The sequence below is a fragment of the Paenibacillus sp. J5C2022 genome (assembly GCF_025567625.1).
In the GTDB taxonomy this organism is placed as follows: domain Bacteria; phylum Bacillota; class Bacilli; order Paenibacillales; family Paenibacillaceae; genus Pristimantibacillus.
The window spans coordinates 50,482-67,486 of record NZ_JAOQJC010000013.1; the positions used below are offsets into that span (position 1 = coordinate 50,482).

Here is a 17,005-nt window from a genome sequence, read left to right on the forward strand (position 1 = left end):
AATTTCGTCATTTCTTTCAATATTTTTCGTATTGTTTCTAATATTGCAACATTGTCGCATAGGTTATGTCGTTTGTTTGCGAAATTTCCCGGGAGTGCTGCCTGTTTTTTGCTTGAACAGCGTGCAGAAATAGGACTCGTTCATAATGCCTACCGCTTCGCAGAGCTCATAATTCGAATAGTTTTCGCATTTCAGCAGCTCGACCGCTTTCTCCATTTTTTTGCGGTTAATATAATCCACAAGACTTTCTTTCATCTCTTTTTTGAACAGGCTGCTGAAATAAGCCGGAGCCAGATTCGCCTGCGCGGCAATCATCTGAAGCGTCAATCGTTCCGTTAAGTTGCGATCGATATATTCCAATGCCTTCGAAATGGCCGGACTTCCCGGGCTGTCTCTCAATATGAGATGCTGCTCGATATAACAGATGACGTAATCAAGCTGTTCGGCTAATGTCATGTAGCCAAGCAGCTCCCCCTCCGCGACCTCCTCCGTCTGCTGAATCTTCCATTGGGAGATCCGGTGTCTTGCAGCCAGCATGAACTCCTTCAGCAGACTCGTCATCGCCTCCCGCTGCAGCATTTCCCTTTCGGCGATCTTCTTCAACTGCAGCAAGGATGCTTTGATTTCGTCCGCGCTCTCCATATTTCGATACAGCATCTGCAAGCTTTCCTGCAGGTGCTGACGGACAGCATGCGGATCGCCTCCCGCTGCCGGCAATCTTCTCATTGGCGTAACGATCGTCTCCATTCCGTTGTAATAATGTTCGGCACAAGCATCCAGAGCTTGCTTGTAAGCAGTCATAATCCCTTCCCAGCCCTTGAACGGACCGCTAATGCCGAGGGATGCCGACTGCTTCATATACGTTCGAATATGATGAATGACTGCCCGGGCAAGCTCCATGCTTTTCTCTTCGCTATCCTTCTTGCTTGGTGAATGCGGCCAACTGGCAAATGCGATAAACCGGTTTTGCTCCATTTCGCAAGCGAAGCCGGGGCCATAAGACAGGAGTGTTTCTTCAATAACATTCAAAATGCCGTATTTCAATATTTTTTGATCCGATATCGGATATTGATTCACAAAGCTGAAATACCCGTTCAGTTCGATGACCATACAGCAATAATGGTTCTGAAATAATTGCAAATCATAGCTGAGAGAGATTTCCGCCGCTTGTTCTGCCTTAATTTCTCCACGAAGCAGTTCAAGAAAAAACTGTTTAAACACGCGATGCCGGTTGTTCATAACTGACATATTCAGCTTGAACAAGCGCTCTTTCTCGCGTTTGGACGCCATTATTCGCTCGGCCGCATGATTCATCGCCTGCAGCAATACTTCCTCATTTAATGGAACCTTCACAATAAAATCAGCAACGTGAATATGAATCGCCCGCTTGGCATAATTGAAATCCTGATAGGCTGTTAAAATAATAAATTCGGTATCGGGCATGCTTTCCTTCATGCGCTCAATCATTGTGATGCCGTCCATGCCCGGCATTTTGATATCCGTTATGACGATATCCGGTCGCAGTCTCGCTGCCGCCTGGAGCCCTTCATCGCCCGAATAAGCGCTGCCTACCAGCTCGAAGCGGCATTCGTTACCGCTTATGCTATCAAAAAAAAAGGTCAAACGCTGTATCATGACCGCTTCATCATCCACAATCAGACATCTGATTTTCGTCACCTTTATCGCCCTCCTCATCGGGAATGGGAAACTCTGCCCTGACGCAGGTCCCCTTCCCTGGCGCACGCAATATGCGAAGTCCGTAATTCATGCCGTAATGAAGCTTAATTCGGCCATGTATATTCGCAAGACCGATCCTCTCTCTTCCTTCCGAATCACGCTCCCGCTCCTCCAGCCCAGGCTTCAACAAATGATCTATTTTCTCCTCGTCAATGCCGATGCCGTGATCGATCACATCGACAACGACCCTATTGTCCCCTCTATAAACCTCAATGTGAATGGCCCCCTCTTCCCGTCCGCCCCTGTAGCCATGAAAAATACTGTTTTCTACGATAGGCTGCAGAAACATCCGAAACACCTTGAACTCCTGAAGCTCGGGATCGATGGCTTCGATCAACTTAAAGTCGCGATCATATCGGATATTCTGAATCGTGATATAGTCTCTTACATTGTTCAATTCTTCCTGCAATGAAATCTTGTAGGAGGGATCTTTAATGCCGTATTCCAGTATGGAAATTAAGGAGGCAATGACGGGATCCACTTTGTCCAATTTGCCTAATCGCACCACATGACTGATCGCGCCTAACGTGTTATAGAGAAAATGGGGATTGATCTGGGCTTGCAGCACCTGCATTTCCAGCTTTGCCTGAAGCTCCTTTTGTTCTTTCGCATTCTGAAACAGATCATTGATTTGACGCAGCATTCGATCGAATGTCCGGGACAAATAACCGAATTCGTCGTTTCTTGCTTTTCCTGAACTAACTTCTAGCTTCCCCCGCTCCACCTGCTTCATCTTATGAACCAGATCGTATACCGGCTTGCGGATATAACGGGTAATCGTCATAGCCGTTATCAAGCTCAATAACAGCCCGAACAGAATGAGCCTGATGAAATGTCCATTGATGTCGTCCAGAATACGAGACAGTCTGGAACCGTCGCTTACGGCAACGAGCAGCCAATTGTACACAGGCGAATGAAGCTTTACGAACAGGCTCTCGGTACGACTGCCGCTATCGGACCGCATGACCGTATTGTCGGCTTCTATGAGCTGCGCGATAGACATGCCGCCAATTCGATCCATGCCGGCAGCAACGCTGTCATCCTTGGAACTCGCCACGATATTGCCGCCGTAATCGGCAATATAGAGTTGGATTTGCTCCTCTTCATGAATTTGCAGCAGCTTTGTCTCCAATTCGCGAATATTAATGTCTACCGCGACAACTAGCGAGTCATTATATTTGGATTTCCGCGCCAAGGTCACGGTTCGCCCCGTGAAGCGATTATCGTACGGCATGCTGATTGTGCTCCTGAAGGCGCTCTGCCTGGCTATCCGATAGACTGGCTCCAGCTCTGCAAGCGGCTCGTTCACTACCCGGGTAATCGTGCGGCCGCCAATGATGCTGTAATCCTCCTTGATGACATAAATATTTGAAATGTATTGAATATTCACGCCATAGAGCTGATCGAGGTACTGTCCCAGCTTTACTTCGTCGAAATCCGTTGTATCCAAATAGGAATCTACTGAAAAGATTAACGATTGCATCGATACAAAATTCAAGGCCAAATATTCATTCACCTTCAACAAAATCTGATTGATGAATTCCTGATCCCGCTCCTCGACATGGTTCCGCACGAATTGAGATGACAAGTGGCTGATAATGGCAACGCATACAAGTACGAAAACCAGGCAGGTTACGAACAACTTGAACGTCATGCTGCCGGCGCGTCTCTTCATAGGACGACTCCCCTGTTCAACGGTATGGACAACTTTAACGCAATCGTAACAAACGGCGAAAAAGACGGCAAGAAGGGATTCTTGCCGCCGGCCTGCTTTATTGCATCAAACCTTGTTCTTTGAATTGTTGCACGATATTTTCTTCATAGCTTTCAAGCTTATAGGTGTCTTCCAATGTTTGAATATAAACATCCCAATTCTCGATCGGCTCGCGCCCGTAGATGAATCGCAACAGCATTTCGTTCACATATTTGATGCGATCCTGATAAAGTGAATCGGATTCATCCGGAACCAGATATACGCTCGGCTTCGGCGAAATACTGTGGGAAATGTTCGTTTGATGCGCCGCGCCCGTCACCTCCGGACTTTTAAAATTATAATACTTCGTATCGTCTGCGCGTCTTGGCATTTTGTAATGGTTATTGTAACGGTAGGCATCGGCAGTTGCCTGCTCAGGCATAAGCCGAACGACTGTATCTCCCTCCAGCTTCCAGAACACATCCTTGTCACCGTAACTGAAGTATGGATACGCCTCTTCATCGGCATACCAGTATTCAAGCAATGCCAGAATCCGCTTTACCTTCTCCGGGTCGGCAGCGGCACGGGCCGAAATCGCCCATAAATTGCCCTGGAAGGCGCTCTCGCCCAAAATTTGCTTGCCGTCCGGTCCCTTCACCGGCGGTATGGATACCCACTCCACCTCTTCTCCGCTCAGCTCATATAGCTGCGTCGGGTTGTCCATCATTCTCCAATCGGCAAAAGCGATACCCTGCTTGCCCTTTTGAATTTTTTCGACGATTTTGGCTCCTTCGGAAATCGTAACCCAGTCCGGATCAATTACCTTCTCCGTTACCATTCGATTAATATAAGTGATGGCTTCCTTCATTCTTGGATCGGTGTTGTGGTTCACAATATGGCCGTCCGAAATATCTACTTTATGCGGATTTACGCCGAACAGCCACATCAGTGCATTAAGGCCGAGACCGGCGCCGGCCGGGCTCGATATGTTGCCGTCCTTGGGGACACCGACAACCATGCCGTAAGTATCATTCTTGCCGTTGCGGTCCGGATCGTCGAATGTAAAGGCTTTCATGACGTCGAATAGTTCTTCTGTCGTTGTCGGAATGTCGAGGCCCAGCGTTTCCAGCCAATCCTTCCGTATCCACCAGCCTACAATGCCGCTCACCGCTTCATAGCCCGGAGTGCCGATAAGCTTGCCTTGGAAGGTTAGCGCATTCCATTGGTCCTCGGTGAACCTGCTTTTCAACGCCCCGAATTTCTCTATATAGCCATCCAGCTCTGCAATGACGCCGTCCTGATAATACTTCACAGCTTGCGTACGATCGTTGAAGAAGATGAGATCGGGTATATTGCCCGCCGCAAGCAGCGAATTCAGCTTCGTCATGTCTTCACCTTGCTGCGGCACCGTCATCTGCAAATCGATGTTGACAGCCTTCTCAAGCAATTGCCTTTGGACATCGTCCTCCTTGGGAGGAAATGCCGTTCCCGGCGCCCAACTGCCGGCATGGTACACGTTAAGCGTCATTTTCTCCGCGAACGGGTCTGTGTCTGCGCTCGCAGACGGCTTGTCGGAGCCTGTGTTAGCCGATGCTCCCGGCGATTGCGTCTCTTTGTTGCTGTCCGATTGGTTGACGTTGTTGCCGCTGCATGCGCTAAGCAATAATAGTACACTTATAAGCACCATGAGCATAGGTATATTCAGCTTCGTTTTTTTCATATTTGACCGCTCCTTTTTCCATGTCATCTTTAACCTTTGACCGATCCCAGCATGACGCCCTTCGTGAAATACTTTTGGATAAACGGATACACGACCAGAATAGGTACGGTCGTCAACACGACGGCTGCCATCTTCACGGAGTGCATGCTCACTTTGTTACCATCGCTGAATTGCGATATTTCCGTGTTCTGCATTTGTACGTTGAGCAAAATATTTCGCAACACTACCTGAAGCGGATGAAGGCTGACGTCATTCAAGTACATGACAGCATCGAAATAGCTGTTCCAGTGATACACGGCATAGAACAGGCCGACAGTCGCCATAACCGGCATCGTTAACGGGAAAACAATGCGGAGCATCGTCTGCCATTCTCCCGCGCCGTCGATCATCGCGGATTCTCCTATCTCAGTCGGAAGCTGTTCGAAGAAGCTTTTCATAATAATGACATAGAATGTCCCGATTAAGCCAGGGATAATTAACGCCCAAACCGTGTCGAGCAGCCCCATGCTTTGCACGACGAGATAAGTCGGAATCAAACCTCCGTTAAAGAGCATCGTAAATACGATAAAGAGAATGAAGCCCGAACGGCCGGGCAACGTTTTTTTGGACAGCGGGTACGCCGTCATAAAGGTCAGCAGCAAATTAAGCAGCGTGCCGATGACGGTTCGAAAAATCGTAATCTGATAGGCCTGCAATAACCCGTGCTTGCCGTTGATCATTTCCGCGTAAGCCGACCATGCCACCTTCTCGGGGAACCAGATAATGCCTTTGCGAATAACCTCCGATTCGGGAGATATCGAAATGACAACCACATAATAAAATGGAAACAAGCACAATAAAGCAATGACAATCAGACAAAAAATGTTGACGTGCTTGGCCACCCTTTCTCCTGCTGTAAGATGTTCCATCCCTACCTCCTGATCCATCGTCCAAGTCTATGGATGCTTGATGCGGCTTTGTGTACTTACCAGATTTGACTGTCGAATCTCTTAGCCAATCGATTGGCACCCAGTACAAGGACAAGTCCGATAACCGATTTGAAAAAACCGACTGCCGTCGCGATTCCCATCTGCAAACGCTGCAAGCCTTCGCGATATACCCATGTATCGATTATGTCGATTTTCTCCGCGTTAAACACATTGGCCATCATGAAAATTTGGTCGAACCCCGCATCCAGAATGTGACTCAGATTAATGATCAGCAAGACGATGATAACAATGCGAATTCCCGGCAGGGTCACATGCCATATTTGCCTCCACTTCGAGGCGCCGTCCATTCTGGCCGCTTCGTACAAGCTGGGGTCAATCCCCGACAATGCCGCCAAATATAAGATAGCCCCCCAGCCGACTCCCTTCCATATGTCCGATGCCACGACCAGGAATCTCGCCCATTCGGGCGATGATAGAAATGAAATGCTATCGAATCCCAATTGCTTGATCATGACATTGACTAGACCTTCTCCCGGCGACAGCAAAGCCGTCATCAAGCCGTACACGATTACCCAGGATAAAAAGTGAGGCAAATACGTAATCGTCTGAATGGTGCGCTTGAACCACTGCGTCGCAACTTCGTTCAGCATCAGCGCCAACACAATGGGAGCAGAAAATCCAAACAACAGCTTGTATAATGAAATCAGAACTGTATTTTCCATTATATCCCAGAAGTAAACGCCTTGGACAAAATGTTTGAAGTTATTGAAGCCGGTCCACGGGCTATCCCAAAAACCAAGTGCGACATTATACTTTTTGAATGCCAGAATCAATCCGAACATGGGGACATACTTGAAAATAGTAAAGTATAGCAACCCTGGCATCAGCAATACATACAAAACCTTATAGCGACGCACGTTTCGAATGAGCCTTGCCGCTAATCCCGGCTTGATTATTGATGTTACTTTCCTGTCAGCAGTCGGTGCCACCCGCTCCCCTCCTCTCTTGTTGATTACCTTCATCATAGCGGAAAGGCATCGTTTTGATTTTTTTGTTTTATCGAATATTTTTCAATATTTTTATAAATGTGTTGTTTTATTGGAAAGGCGTTGCGTAGGAAGGCTGGTTCGTCCATCTGTTCATCATGATACGCAATTCGCCCGTGCAGCCCGGTCCAAGCTCCACCTCGAACCAGCGGCCGTTTATCGTCATTGGTTGTTCTTCCTCTTCTGGCAACCATTGAACGCTCTTGAATTGATGCTCGCCGAATGCGCCCGCCTGAGCGATCAGGCGGCGTGATTCATAAGGATGGAGATTGCACAACGTCAGCGTTATCTCCTCCCGCTGTACGGAACTGACCAGCGCAGATACGCTGTCGGGAAGGCCGGGACGTCCGCGATCCGCATCATAATAACGTACTGACACTTGAAGCAGACCGCCGTTATACACCGGCGGCAGACCTCCCATCGTCAGATGGACGAGCGCTTCGGTCGTGACCGTACTGCGATACAGCAGGAACGTCTGGAAGTAGGAGTGAACGGTCGATTCGCTGAATCGCTTGTTATACTTCCGGTTAATTTGCCGCGTTACTTCCCGAAGCTCCTCATACTGCTCCTCATTGTCCGGAGGGTATCCCCATTCACGTTCATCGCCTTGCAGCTCTTCGCGAAGCTTCCGCAGCTGGCTGTACACCTGATTGATGCTGTGGCGCAATGCAGACGCGGGATAGTCGGGATAACCTCCATTCAAATAATGGATATAGGCATGATATTGCCCTCCCATCGTCTTCCCGTTGACAAATTGCGCGGATATCCGTTCCCATGTGTTGTTTGTGACGTCTCTCAGCTTGAAGAGCAGCTCCTTGTCCTCGTCAGAGAACGTGTCCATATACACGCGCGCGGCATGAGACGGATTTTGCGTTCTGAACTCGAACCAGCCGCAGTCTCCGTGCTTTTGCGGCAGCAACAAGCGGCCCTCCGCATCCTTAACAGCGTGGCTGATCAGCATGTCGAGCTGTTCGCGCACCCAATTGAGCCGCCCCTCGGTCCCTGTCAACATCCGCTCGTTCTCTCCGGCAATGGTCAGAGCGTCACCGATAAACGGAAAGCCGTGCGGGAACGTCCAGCCGTAATGCCCGCCATACCATTTGCCGTCCATCGTCTCTCCTACAATGCCAGAAGGGCCCGCATTGTCCGGCATAATCTCTCCCGAGACGGCGTATCGCTCGCGCCAGCCTTCAATATAGTCCAGCACCCAGCGCCGATATTTCTCCTCTCCCGTATGCAAGTATGCGTTCAACACCATGGAAGTGGCCATCAGATTGGTTACCGTATCCGCGTTCCGCATGCGTCGGCCGTACACCTCTCCGTATCGATCGGCTTTGTCCGGGTCTTTCAAATCGTGCGGCGTCCGTACGCCGGGCACGTCATGAAACGCAAGCCCGTATGGCTCCATCCAGCTGCTGTAACCGTAAGGTCTGTCAAATTTGCAAAAAGCGGGGCCATTGCTGCCGATCAGACTGGATCGAAACACGCGATTAACGGGATCATAGTTCGGTTCCGGCAGGCTGTCGTCCTCATTCGTGCAGAATGCCGCGAACTTCAGAGAACGGACCCGATTCGATTCGTGATCCGGATCGGCAAGGTTGAGGAGATAGAAGAGCTGAGCCGCTTCGCCTTGATGCATCCAGTCAATGTCGGGCAAATATTCGTTGACGATCAGCGTATCTCGCCCGGTAAGGGCGGCGTATGCCTCATCGATGCCCAAATCCTTCTTCTTCAATCTGGAGAACTGCCTCAGGAGCACATCATGCTGTCTGTGCGCCAGGCTCAGAAACCGGCTGCTGCCGCCAAGCAAGTAGAATAGCGGCCAGCTGTGGAAGCTCTCGAATGCGTTGTCCACATTGCTGTAAGCATACGTCTGAAAGTCCTCGATATCGGGCCAGAAGTATTCGCCTTCCGGCGTCAAGTAATTGTCCAGCAATAGGTGCACAGAATCGTTCATTAAAGTCATCAGGCTGCGCTGCAATAACGCCCACTCCGGCATAGTCGCTGCCGGTTCCATGATGCGGATCTTCGGCATATCGGCGCGATCGGATTTATTCATATCGCCCCTCCTCCAAGTAAGCAAGCATACCGGCATCCAGTTCAACGGAGTCGGCCATCAAGCATTCCCGCAGTTGCTCCGTATTCAAGCAGCTTATGACCGGAATCGTGACGAAATCGCGTTGCTGATGGCAGATATAAGCAATGGCGAGCATAGGGACAGAATACCCCGATTCAGCAGAGAGCTTCCTAAGCCGTTCCAGCATGTCCAGATTGCGCGGCGAATAATACTGCTTGTGCATGGAATCACCGATTCCCGCTTCACCGAGCTCGACAAGCTTGGTGAAGAACCCCCGCGCTTGCGGCGAATATGCACAGACGGAAAGCCCGGTGCGGCGATGAAACTCGCGCATGGCTCCGTCCATCCAAATGTTGTTCGTGCCGGGATCATTGGGATGATTGACTGCGGCTAGACTATATTCAATCTCGCTGACGACGAATCCCGCTTGTCCTGTACGGGCAGCATAGGCATTCGCTTCATCCGTTCGGTCCGCTCCCCAATTGGAGCAGCCCGCATACCGGATCTTCCCCTCTTGCACCTTGTCGTTCAGCAAGTCTATGATTTCCTCGACCGGCACGCTGCGATCATCCACATGCAGGTAATATAAATCGATATAATCGGTTCGCAAGTGGTTCAAGCTCTCGTCGATCTGCCGGGACAATTGCTTATAGCGCAGCGTTCGGACATAAGGCGGCCCCAGCTCCTGACCGCCCTTGGTAGCCAACACGATCTCATTCCGGTTGCCCCGTTCAGCCATCCAGTCGCCCAGCGTTCTCTCCGATATATGTCCTTGACCATAGGTTCGCGCCGTGTCCAGAAAATTGCCGCCATGCGCCACGTATTCGTCCAGTTGCCTGAATGAGCCCTCCGCATCCACCTCGCTGCCGAAGGAAGAAGCCCCAAGGGAAATGCCGGATACCGTCAACTCCGTCCCCGGCAGCACATAGGGCTTCATCGAAACTTTATTCATTTGCTCCCCTCCTCTGCACACGATAGACATCCAGGGCATTGAGATGCATGACCTTCTCAAGCGCGGCATGAGATTGGGCCCTCAGGAACGTCTCGGTGATTTCAACCGCATCGCCGTAGTTTCCTTTCAACTCCAGAAGCGGCCAATCCGAGCCGAACAGGCAGCGGTCTTCGCCGAACGCATGGAACACCGTCTCCAGCAACGTCTCGTAGCATTCCGCATCCGTTGGCGCCTTCGCTGCTCCCGCTAGAGGGATCAACGCCGACAGCTTCATATATACATTACCGCAAGCCGCCATATCATCGACAAATTGCCGGTACTCGCGCGTTAAAGTCCGAGCATCCGTCTGCATTCGGGCGAAATGCTCGATGATGAATGTCACTTCCGGATTGTCCTCGACAAGTCCCCGATACTTGGCTATCCCGGTGAACTCTCCGAGAAATTCCAGCACATTGGCAGGCTTCCCGGCAACATACGCCGCATTGCTCTTCGTCTGTGCTGTCGGCTCCTTATCGCATAAAAAGCGAAATCCGCGAAACTTGGAATAACGGCAGAATTCATCATAGTACGCCTTGAAATCCGCTGAATCGGCATCAATGAACCCAATAATCGCGGCAACGGCCGGATCGTCATGCATCGTCTGCAGTATTAGCTCCGTCTGCTCCGGCTGGGTCGTGCAGGCAACGACAACCGCCTGCGTAATGCCAGCTGAAGCTGCTGTCCGTACAAAATCGGCAGGCGTTACTTTGCGGTATAGCGGCGTATCCGGAGTCGGCCACTCGAAATTCCCTGCTGAAGGATCATACAGATGGATATGCGTGTCAATTCTCATGGTTGCTGAACTCCTTGTACCAGTCTTGTCATCCATTACGCCTCTCCCTCGACTGCGAAATATTCGGTCACATGCTTGTGCAGCGCCTGCTCTTCGATCTGTACGCCCAGCCCCGGCTCATTCGGTACATGCAAACGCCCTTTCTCCAACTTGAAAGATACGTGCGAGTACGCTGCGCTTGCGTCAAGCGCTACAGGTTGGTATTCATAGATTAAAAAATTCGAAAGCGCCGCGGAAACATGTATCGAAGCCGCGTGTCCGACAGCCTGATGCGTGCTCAAATGCGGAGCCAGCGACACATGGGAAGCTTCAGCCAAGTGAGCGATTCTCATCATTTCCGTAATGCCGTTCCTCCCGACATCGGGTTGAACCACCTCTGCCGCGCCGCGAGCTATCCATTCTTTGAAGGTATACATCGTGCGAAGCGGCTCGCCTAAAGCAATCGGCGTATCAATCGCTTCCGCAAGCTTCCGGTGACCGTTGATATCCTCGAACATAAGAGGCGCTTCGAAGAACAGTGCATCCATCTCGCCTAACCTTCTGCCCAGCATGTACGCTTCCTGATGAGTCAGCTTCCCGTGCGCGTCGCACATCACATCCAATTGATCAGCGTCATAAGCCGCCCTAATCGCTTCAAGCAGCTTCAGCTCTTTGCTGCTCCCTTTGCCGCCGAGCGTATGAATTTTGACAGCGTCAAATCCCGCTTCTTTTATGCGGGCTACGCTTTCCATTCGCTCTTGCACATTTTTTCCCGGCACACTGGAGCAATAGCAGCGCAGCTTATCCCGATATTTACCGCCTAACAGCATATATACCGGCTGCATGAGTGCCTTCCCTTTCAAATCCCAGAACGCAATATCAAGCCCGGCCATCGCATCAACCAAGTAGCCTCCGTTATAGCCCCTTTCGCGGCATGTATCCAGCATTTTGTCCCACAAATATTGGTTCTGCAGCGGATTCTTGCCAAGCACTAGCGGCGCAAGCAGCGATTTGATAATCGTTGCTGCCACTTCCGGATGAGTAGGTGCCAATATCTCCCCCCATCCGATCAGGCCATTATCCGTTGTAAGCTTGACGAATACCGTTTCCGAATGAGTGGAATATACACAGGAGCGTACGCCTTCATTAACGAAATAATCCTTCGTGATAAAGCGTCTGTTGCTTGCGTCAACCGGTTGTTCCGGCGGAATTTTGACAATGTACACTTCGATACGTTTAATGATCATGGCCGCACCTCGACTCTCTTCAGCAGCATTGAAGCAACAGCTCCCTCCGACAAATTTCTGAAGATACTGCTTATCATAAGTGCCACGATGCCTCGATATTTTTAATATTTAATGGTCTTGTATTAATATTTTTAGATTCAGCCATAAAGCCGATAATAGAGGATTGACGCTGCAAGAAATGTAATGGTAATGTCGATGAAAAATGCAGGAGGCATCCTTATGATTCGCGAATTGGACATTTGGGGAACCATGAAAGCGGTTATTCTGGAAAATGAAGAGATCGAGGTCATCATACTGCCGGATAAAGGGAGCGAAATCTTTCGGTACCGCGACAAACGAACAGCGATTGATTATTTGCATGTGTATCAGGAAGAGATCGAACGCTACTTGCAAGATGCGGAACAAGGTGTCCCCTCTCTGCTAGGCGATTATTTCTTCGGCGGCTGCTATACGATGTTCCCGAACGCCGGCATCGATCAGACTTATGAGAACGGTTATTACGACTATCACGGCGATCTGCGCAAGGCTGCCTGGGACTATGCAATCGACGGCTGTACGCTCAAGTTAAAGGCTGGCTCCAGGCATGTGCCGCTCGGCATTGAACGGACCGTTCATCTGGAGAAGGAGGGGACTCGGCTTACGTTCACCGATCGGCTCTATTATGATAGCAACCGTCAGGAATCCGGCGCCATCCCTTATATTTACGGCATTCACCCCTATCACTCTTCTCCTTTATTGGATGAAAATACGAGATGCATAGTAGGAGGAGAAACGGTGGACGTGCTTCCCGCTCGTCAACAGACGATGAGAAAACTGGAGTTCTACCGTGTAGAGGATGAAGGAATGATCGAAGTGCGAAATCCTGGGCTTCCAAGAAGCATTCAAATTCGTTTCGACAAGGAATTTATGAACTATGTATGGGTGTGGCATGATCACGACGAGACTGGAACGCCATATGTGACCTCCCTGATTCCATGTACGGTCAATGGCCATGACGGAATAGCGGGCGCGGTTGCCAATCATTCCATCCGGTTCATGAAGCCGGGCGAAGAGCTTATCACATCATGGTCGATTGAGCTACATACCTAAAACTGAATGAGGTGAGAAAATGTGCTTAAAGGATAAAGTTGCTATCATTACTGGCGCTGGGTCAGGTATTGACCGAAGTTCTGCAATACTATTCGCTAAAGAGGGAGCTATCGTTGTTGTCGCTGACTATGATCTGGATAAGGGGTCAGAGACGGTTGAGCTGGTACGCTCGCAAGGTAGAGAAGCTGTCGTTATTCAAGCTGACGTAACCGTGCCTGAAAATACGTGTTGCCTCATATGATGGAACGCCGACGGGGCAAATGATTAACATGTCCTCTTGTATCGCTGAGATCCGCCTCGCGCGAAGAGCTTCCTATTCCGCGACCAAAGGAGCAGTCCTGGCCTTGACCAAATTGATGCAGGTCGACTATGCCGTCTACAACATTCGCATCAATGCCCTATTGCCAGGTACCATATTCACTCCATTCGTCGAGAACTATCTCAGCACCTCATATGACAACCCTGATGCGGCTATCGAAGCCATCAAGAAACGCCAGCTCAGCGGAGAATTAGGTCGACCGGACGATGTCGCCAACGCCGCTCTGTTCCTGGCAAGCGATGAATCGAAATTTATGATGGGTTCTCCGCTGTATATCGATGGCGGGGTCACCTTTGGCAAGAATGCGTAAAGGAGATGCGCTGGGCGAGGAATAAATCACCCGGACTTTTGACTTGCTTCGCCGGACATTCTTCGGACGTTCTTCGGACGTTCTTCGGACGTTCTTCGGACGTTTCGTTCCAGGCTCTTACGGTCGCCAACAGGCTTATTGCGTCTCAAAGCCCAATGTTACTTCTGTTACGGTCGCCACGGAGCCTATTTCACGCAATGACACCCGATATCGCACTTTCCGGGCTCTATAAGCTCCATCGCGACCGTTAGCCTGCAAATCCACCCCTGTTGAGCCGAATAAGCTCTGTGGCAACCGCTACATCAGCATCTTCACCACCTTGCGATACTATGTTCGCAATGCACTTATATCCGAGCTTCACCTTAATGTCTGAGCCCGCCAAAGCGGCATCCGTACCGCTTAACGTCGTGGACGGAGCTTCTGTTCCTCCCATCCCAATATGGTTAAGACAGGACGATGATCGGAAGCGATGTCGTTCATGATGACTTGTGCGTCTATCACGCGCCAAGAATCGTTGCTGCCATGCAAGACGTAGTCAATCTTCCCATGCTCCAAAATGGTCCCTTCCGTTATGCCGGAGGTTGAATCAGCCAGCTTTTGTTTCAATACGTCTAGCGTTTGCGATTCCGGAGTTGCGTTCAAGTCGCCTGCCAGAATGATCGGAGTCGTATTCCCATACTGTTCGATGAACGTATTCGCCTGAGCGATCTGAATGCTTTCCTGAATATACTCGAAATGCGTATTCACAATCGTAAATTCGGGGAGACCGTTATCCGGCTCGATCTTGGCAGAAAATAGAATGCGCTGTTCTCCGCCTCTTATATTAGGCAGCATAATCTTCCCCGTAGATTTGATCGGATAATTCGAAAGCACCGCCAACCCATATGCACCGCCAGATAATTCAATGGCCTTGCCGAAGACGACATGCATGCCTGTCAGCCTGCCGAGTTCCGCCGCTTGATCGACTTTCCCGCTTCGCGGCACCTTAACGTCCACTTCCTGAACCGCAACGACATCAGGGTTCGCGCTTTTGATCACATCGGCGATGCGCCCTAAGTTCAGCTTGCCGTCTGTACCTGCGCCGTGATGGATGTTATAGGATAGGACGCGAAGTGTGGGTTCAGAGACAGCAGCTTCAGACTCGCCATCATATGCCATAGCACTCAAAGGGAATAATGATACAAACAATGCAACTAGCATTAGCAACACCACTCTTTTCTTAGCTTTGTACCGCATTTCGCGTTCACTTCTTCATCTTTGTTGGCATTGAAAAACAACAGGAGAGGATTTGCTCAACCTACCCTTTGCCCGTTCGGGGCTCCAGCGTCTGTTCGCATCATTATCGATCCCGTCTCAACGGCCTTCTCTCCCCTCCAAGGCCTATAGGAATAAACGCTCGAAGCGGTTGCCGGTTTATACAACCCCCACGTTTTCCCACTGGTCGATTTAGCCTTCCAAGAAGTGAATTTTCCCATATAAATAATCAGAATATCTTATAATACAGAAAACCGCGTCCCAAATGATTTTACAGAGATTCTCCGGGGATTTCGGGATAATGATCAAATGAATTTAGTATTTTTTTTACTCAAGATTATTCGTGTCCCAACTGGTCTGAGAACGAAAAACGCCACCTTCACCAGGTGGCGTTCCTCAGTCAACGCTTCCCCTTATAAAACTCATGATAAAGCTTCATGAGCGCCCGCTTCTCGATCCGGCTCACATAACTCCGGCTGACTCCCAGCTCCTTCGCTATTTCCCTCTGGGTCAAGCTTGATCGCTTCTTTTCCAGCTGAAACTTTCCGACTCTCTGGTTTTTCTCGATCAATGCCTCTAGCTAAAGCATCAGGATCAATATTAACGCTCACACCAAGCCTATCCACAATTAGATTACGGATGGTGCTTTTTCCACTGCCGTTATTCCCCGCAAAAACAAACATTGCAGCCATGGGATCAATCATGATGTAGGTCCTGTTCGTTCATTCGAACGACTTCACCATTGCTAAACTCTTTTACAAACGCACCCTCTTTCGTTTTGTAGATGATGTAGGTATCATTTGCTTTTGCATCTAATTTGGCTCGATCCCCTGTGAGCTTAATGAGCTTACCTAGGTCTTGTGTACGATTCATTCCGACTTCACACTCCAATTTAAAGCATATAAAGCATATAAAGCATATAAAGCATATACAAGAAGTATATCACAGTAGTGATTATACATGCAGATCGAAAAAGCCGGCGCTGCCGGCTTCCCATCAACATACAATTTCATTTCTTCCCCTTATAAAACTCATGATAAAGCTTCATGAGCGCCCGCTTCTCGATCCGGCTCACATAACTCCGGCTGATTCCCAGCTCCTTCGCTATTTCCCGCTGGGTCCGCTCCTCCCCGCCATGCACGAGGCCGAACCGCCCGACGACAACCTCCTTCTCGCGGTCGTCCAGTATGTCCAGGTTGCGGTATATTTTGCTCTTCTCAATCTTCAGCTGCACCTTATCCGGCACTTCGTCGGAGTCCGTCCCCAATATATCGATCAGGGTAATTTCGTTGCCTTCCTTGTCCGTCCCGATGGGATCGTGCAAGGACACGTCCTTGCGTGTTTTCTTCAAGCTGCGAAGATGCATAAGTATTTCGTTCTCGATACAACGAGCCGCGAAGGTCGCAAGCTTTGTACCTTTGCCCGTCTGAAAGCTTTCAATTGCCTTGATGAGTCCGATTGTGCCGATGCTGATCAAGTCCTCGAGGTCTTCACCGGTATTATCGAATTTTTTGACGATGTGGGCAACGAGACGCAAATTATGTTCAATCAGAATATTGCGTGATTGCGCATTTCCTTCCGCCATGAGCGCCAGATGCTTCGTTTCCTCATCTTCCTTCAGCGGCTGCGGAAACGCATTGTTTTTCACATACGAGACGAGCAGGGCAAGCTGTTTAATGAACAACGCAATGGCCGCAAATATCCCCATACACTGTACACCCCCATGCAAATATGGCGAGAGGCCGTCAGACAACAAGCCTCAGCACGCAATATGATCAGTTGTACATTGTATGTAGGCAGCGGCCCAGATGTGCATGTACG

Annotated in this window: 13 protein-coding genes and 3 pseudogenes; 2 read left to right on the forward strand and 14 right to left on the reverse strand. The window is 49.8% G+C overall.

The window, feature by feature from the left end; all coding sequences use genetic code 11:
• Positions 1 to 63 precede the first annotated feature (63 nt).
• From M6D81_RS12755 to M6D81_RS12795, 9 genes are all read right to left on the reverse strand, one after another.
• Entirely contained in the window at positions 64 to 1,677 is a 1,614-nt protein-coding gene (locus M6D81_RS12755; RefSeq protein ID WP_262677284.1) for a response regulator, read from the reverse strand.
• Positions 1,646 to 3,412, reverse strand: a complete 1,767-nt coding sequence (locus tag M6D81_RS12760; protein ID WP_262677285.1) for a sensor histidine kinase — start codon at positions 3,410 to 3,412, stop codon at positions 1,646 to 1,648. Before M6D81_RS12760 ends, M6D81_RS12755 begins: the two co-directional genes overlap by 32 nt.
• A gap of 97 nt (positions 3,413 to 3,509) precedes the next feature.
• Positions 3,510 to 5,150, reverse strand: a complete 1,641-nt coding sequence (locus tag M6D81_RS12765; RefSeq protein WP_262677286.1) for an extracellular solute-binding protein — start codon at positions 5,148 to 5,150, stop codon at positions 3,510 to 3,512.
• A 29-nt stretch (positions 5,151 to 5,179) separates the two neighbouring features.
• Positions 5,180 to 6,058 (reverse strand): carbohydrate ABC transporter permease, encoded by an 879-nt coding sequence (locus M6D81_RS12770; RefSeq protein ID WP_262677287.1) that lies wholly within the window; start codon positions 6,056 to 6,058, stop codon positions 5,180 to 5,182.
• A gap of 56 nt (positions 6,059 to 6,114) precedes the next feature.
• The gene (locus M6D81_RS12775; protein WP_262677288.1) at positions 6,115 to 7,068 is read right to left on the reverse strand and encodes an ABC transporter permease; all 954 of its coding nucleotides are present in this window, start codon (positions 7,066 to 7,068) and stop codon (positions 6,115 to 6,117) included.
• A gap of 106 nt (positions 7,069 to 7,174) precedes the next feature.
• Positions 7,175 to 9,184 carry a DUF8034 domain-containing protein gene (locus tag M6D81_RS12780; RefSeq protein ID WP_262677289.1) on the reverse strand — a complete coding sequence of 670 codons (2,010 nt, stop codon included), beginning with the start codon at positions 9,182 to 9,184 and terminating at the stop codon, positions 7,175 to 7,177.
• Positions 9,177 to 10,154, reverse strand: a complete 978-nt coding sequence (locus tag M6D81_RS12785) for an aldo/keto reductase (RefSeq protein ID WP_262677290.1) — start codon at positions 10,152 to 10,154, stop codon at positions 9,177 to 9,179. Before M6D81_RS12785 ends, M6D81_RS12780 begins: the two co-directional genes overlap by 8 nt.
• Complete coding sequence (locus tag M6D81_RS12790) at positions 10,147 to 10,986, reverse strand: amidohydrolase family protein (RefSeq protein WP_262677291.1); 840 nt, start codon at positions 10,984 to 10,986, stop codon at positions 10,147 to 10,149. The genes M6D81_RS12785 and M6D81_RS12790 overlap by 8 nt, the downstream gene beginning before the upstream one ends.
• Before the next feature lie 35 nt (positions 10,987 to 11,021).
• Positions 11,022 to 12,212, reverse strand: coding sequence for a mandelate racemase/muconate lactonizing enzyme family protein (locus tag M6D81_RS12795; RefSeq protein WP_262677292.1), 1,191 nt, complete (start codon positions 12,210 to 12,212; stop codon positions 11,022 to 11,024).
• Positions 12,213 to 12,431: 219 nt separating this feature from the next.
• Between M6D81_RS12795 and M6D81_RS12800 the strand changes: the two genes are divergently transcribed.
• Both M6D81_RS12800 and M6D81_RS12805 read left to right on the forward strand, forming a co-directional pair.
• On the forward strand, positions 12,432 to 13,301 hold the full coding sequence (locus M6D81_RS12800; RefSeq protein ID WP_262677293.1) for an aldose epimerase family protein: 870 nt from the start codon (positions 12,432 to 12,434) through the stop codon (positions 13,299 to 13,301).
• A 19-nt stretch (positions 13,302 to 13,320) separates the two neighbouring features.
• Positions 13,321 to 13,930, forward strand: a pseudogene (locus tag M6D81_RS12805) (SDR family NAD(P)-dependent oxidoreductase).
• Between the two features lie 399 nt (positions 13,931 to 14,329).
• On the opposite strand, the gene M6D81_RS12810 reads toward M6D81_RS12805, so the two are convergent.
• From M6D81_RS12810 to sigK, 5 genes and pseudogenes are all read right to left on the reverse strand, one after another.
• Positions 14,330 to 15,130 (reverse strand): endonuclease/exonuclease/phosphatase family protein, encoded by an 801-nt coding sequence (locus M6D81_RS12810; protein ID WP_262677294.1) that lies wholly within the window; start codon positions 15,128 to 15,130, stop codon positions 14,330 to 14,332.
• 454 nt (positions 15,131 to 15,584) lie between these two features.
• Positions 15,585 to 15,749 (reverse strand): annotated as a pseudogene (locus tag M6D81_RS12815) (sigma factor-like helix-turn-helix DNA-binding protein); the annotation flags it as partial.
• Positions 15,697 to 15,888: pseudogene (locus M6D81_RS12820) on the reverse strand (hypothetical protein); the annotation flags it as partial. The pseudogenes M6D81_RS12815 and M6D81_RS12820, both read right to left, overlap by 53 nt.
• Complete coding sequence (locus M6D81_RS12825) at positions 15,881 to 16,057, reverse strand: hypothetical protein (protein ID WP_262677295.1); 177 nt, start codon at positions 16,055 to 16,057, stop codon at positions 15,881 to 15,883. The pseudogene M6D81_RS12820 and the gene M6D81_RS12825, both read right to left, overlap by 8 nt.
• A gap of 136 nt (positions 16,058 to 16,193) precedes the next feature.
• The gene (gene sigK, locus M6D81_RS12830) at positions 16,194 to 16,892 is read right to left on the reverse strand and encodes an RNA polymerase sporulation sigma factor SigK (protein ID WP_262677296.1); all 699 of its coding nucleotides are present in this window, start codon (positions 16,890 to 16,892) and stop codon (positions 16,194 to 16,196) included.
• Positions 16,893 to 17,005: the final 113 nt, after the last annotated feature.

Coding starts and splice junctions, on each gene's coding strand:
- M6D81_RS12770 (WP_262677287.1), bottom strand. CDS start 6,058: ATGGAACATCTTACAGCAGGAGAAAGGGTGGCCAAGCACGTCAACATT.
- M6D81_RS12790 (WP_262677291.1), bottom strand. CDS start 10,986: ATGAGAATTGACACGCATATCCATCTGTATGATCCTTCAGCAGGGAAT.
- M6D81_RS12795 (WP_262677292.1), bottom strand. CDS start 12,212: ATGATCATTAAACGTATCGAAGTGTACATTGTCAAAATTCCGCCGGAA.
- M6D81_RS12825 (WP_262677295.1), bottom strand. CDS start 16,057: ATGAATCGTACACAAGACCTAGGTAAGCTCATTAAGCTCACAGGGGAT.
- M6D81_RS12810 (WP_262677294.1), bottom strand. CDS start 15,130: ATGCTAGTTGCATTGTTTGTATCATTATTCCCTTTGAGTGCTATGGCA.
- M6D81_RS12765 (WP_262677286.1), bottom strand. CDS start 5,150: ATGAAAAAAACGAAGCTGAATATACCTATGCTCATGGTGCTTATAAGT.
- M6D81_RS12785 (WP_262677290.1), bottom strand. CDS start 10,154: ATGAATAAAGTTTCGATGAAGCCCTATGTGCTGCCGGGGACGGAGTTG.
- M6D81_RS12800 (WP_262677293.1), top strand. CDS start 12,432: ATGATTCGCGAATTGGACATTTGGGGAACCATGAAAGCGGTTATTCTG.
- sigK (WP_262677296.1), bottom strand. CDS start 16,892: ATGGGGATATTTGCGGCCATTGCGTTGTTCATTAAACAGCTTGCCCTG.
- M6D81_RS12780 (WP_262677289.1), bottom strand. CDS start 9,184: ATGAATAAATCCGATCGCGCCGATATGCCGAAGATCCGCATCATGGAA.
- M6D81_RS12760 (WP_262677285.1), bottom strand. CDS start 3,412: ATGAAGAGACGCGCCGGCAGCATGACGTTCAAGTTGTTCGTAACCTGC.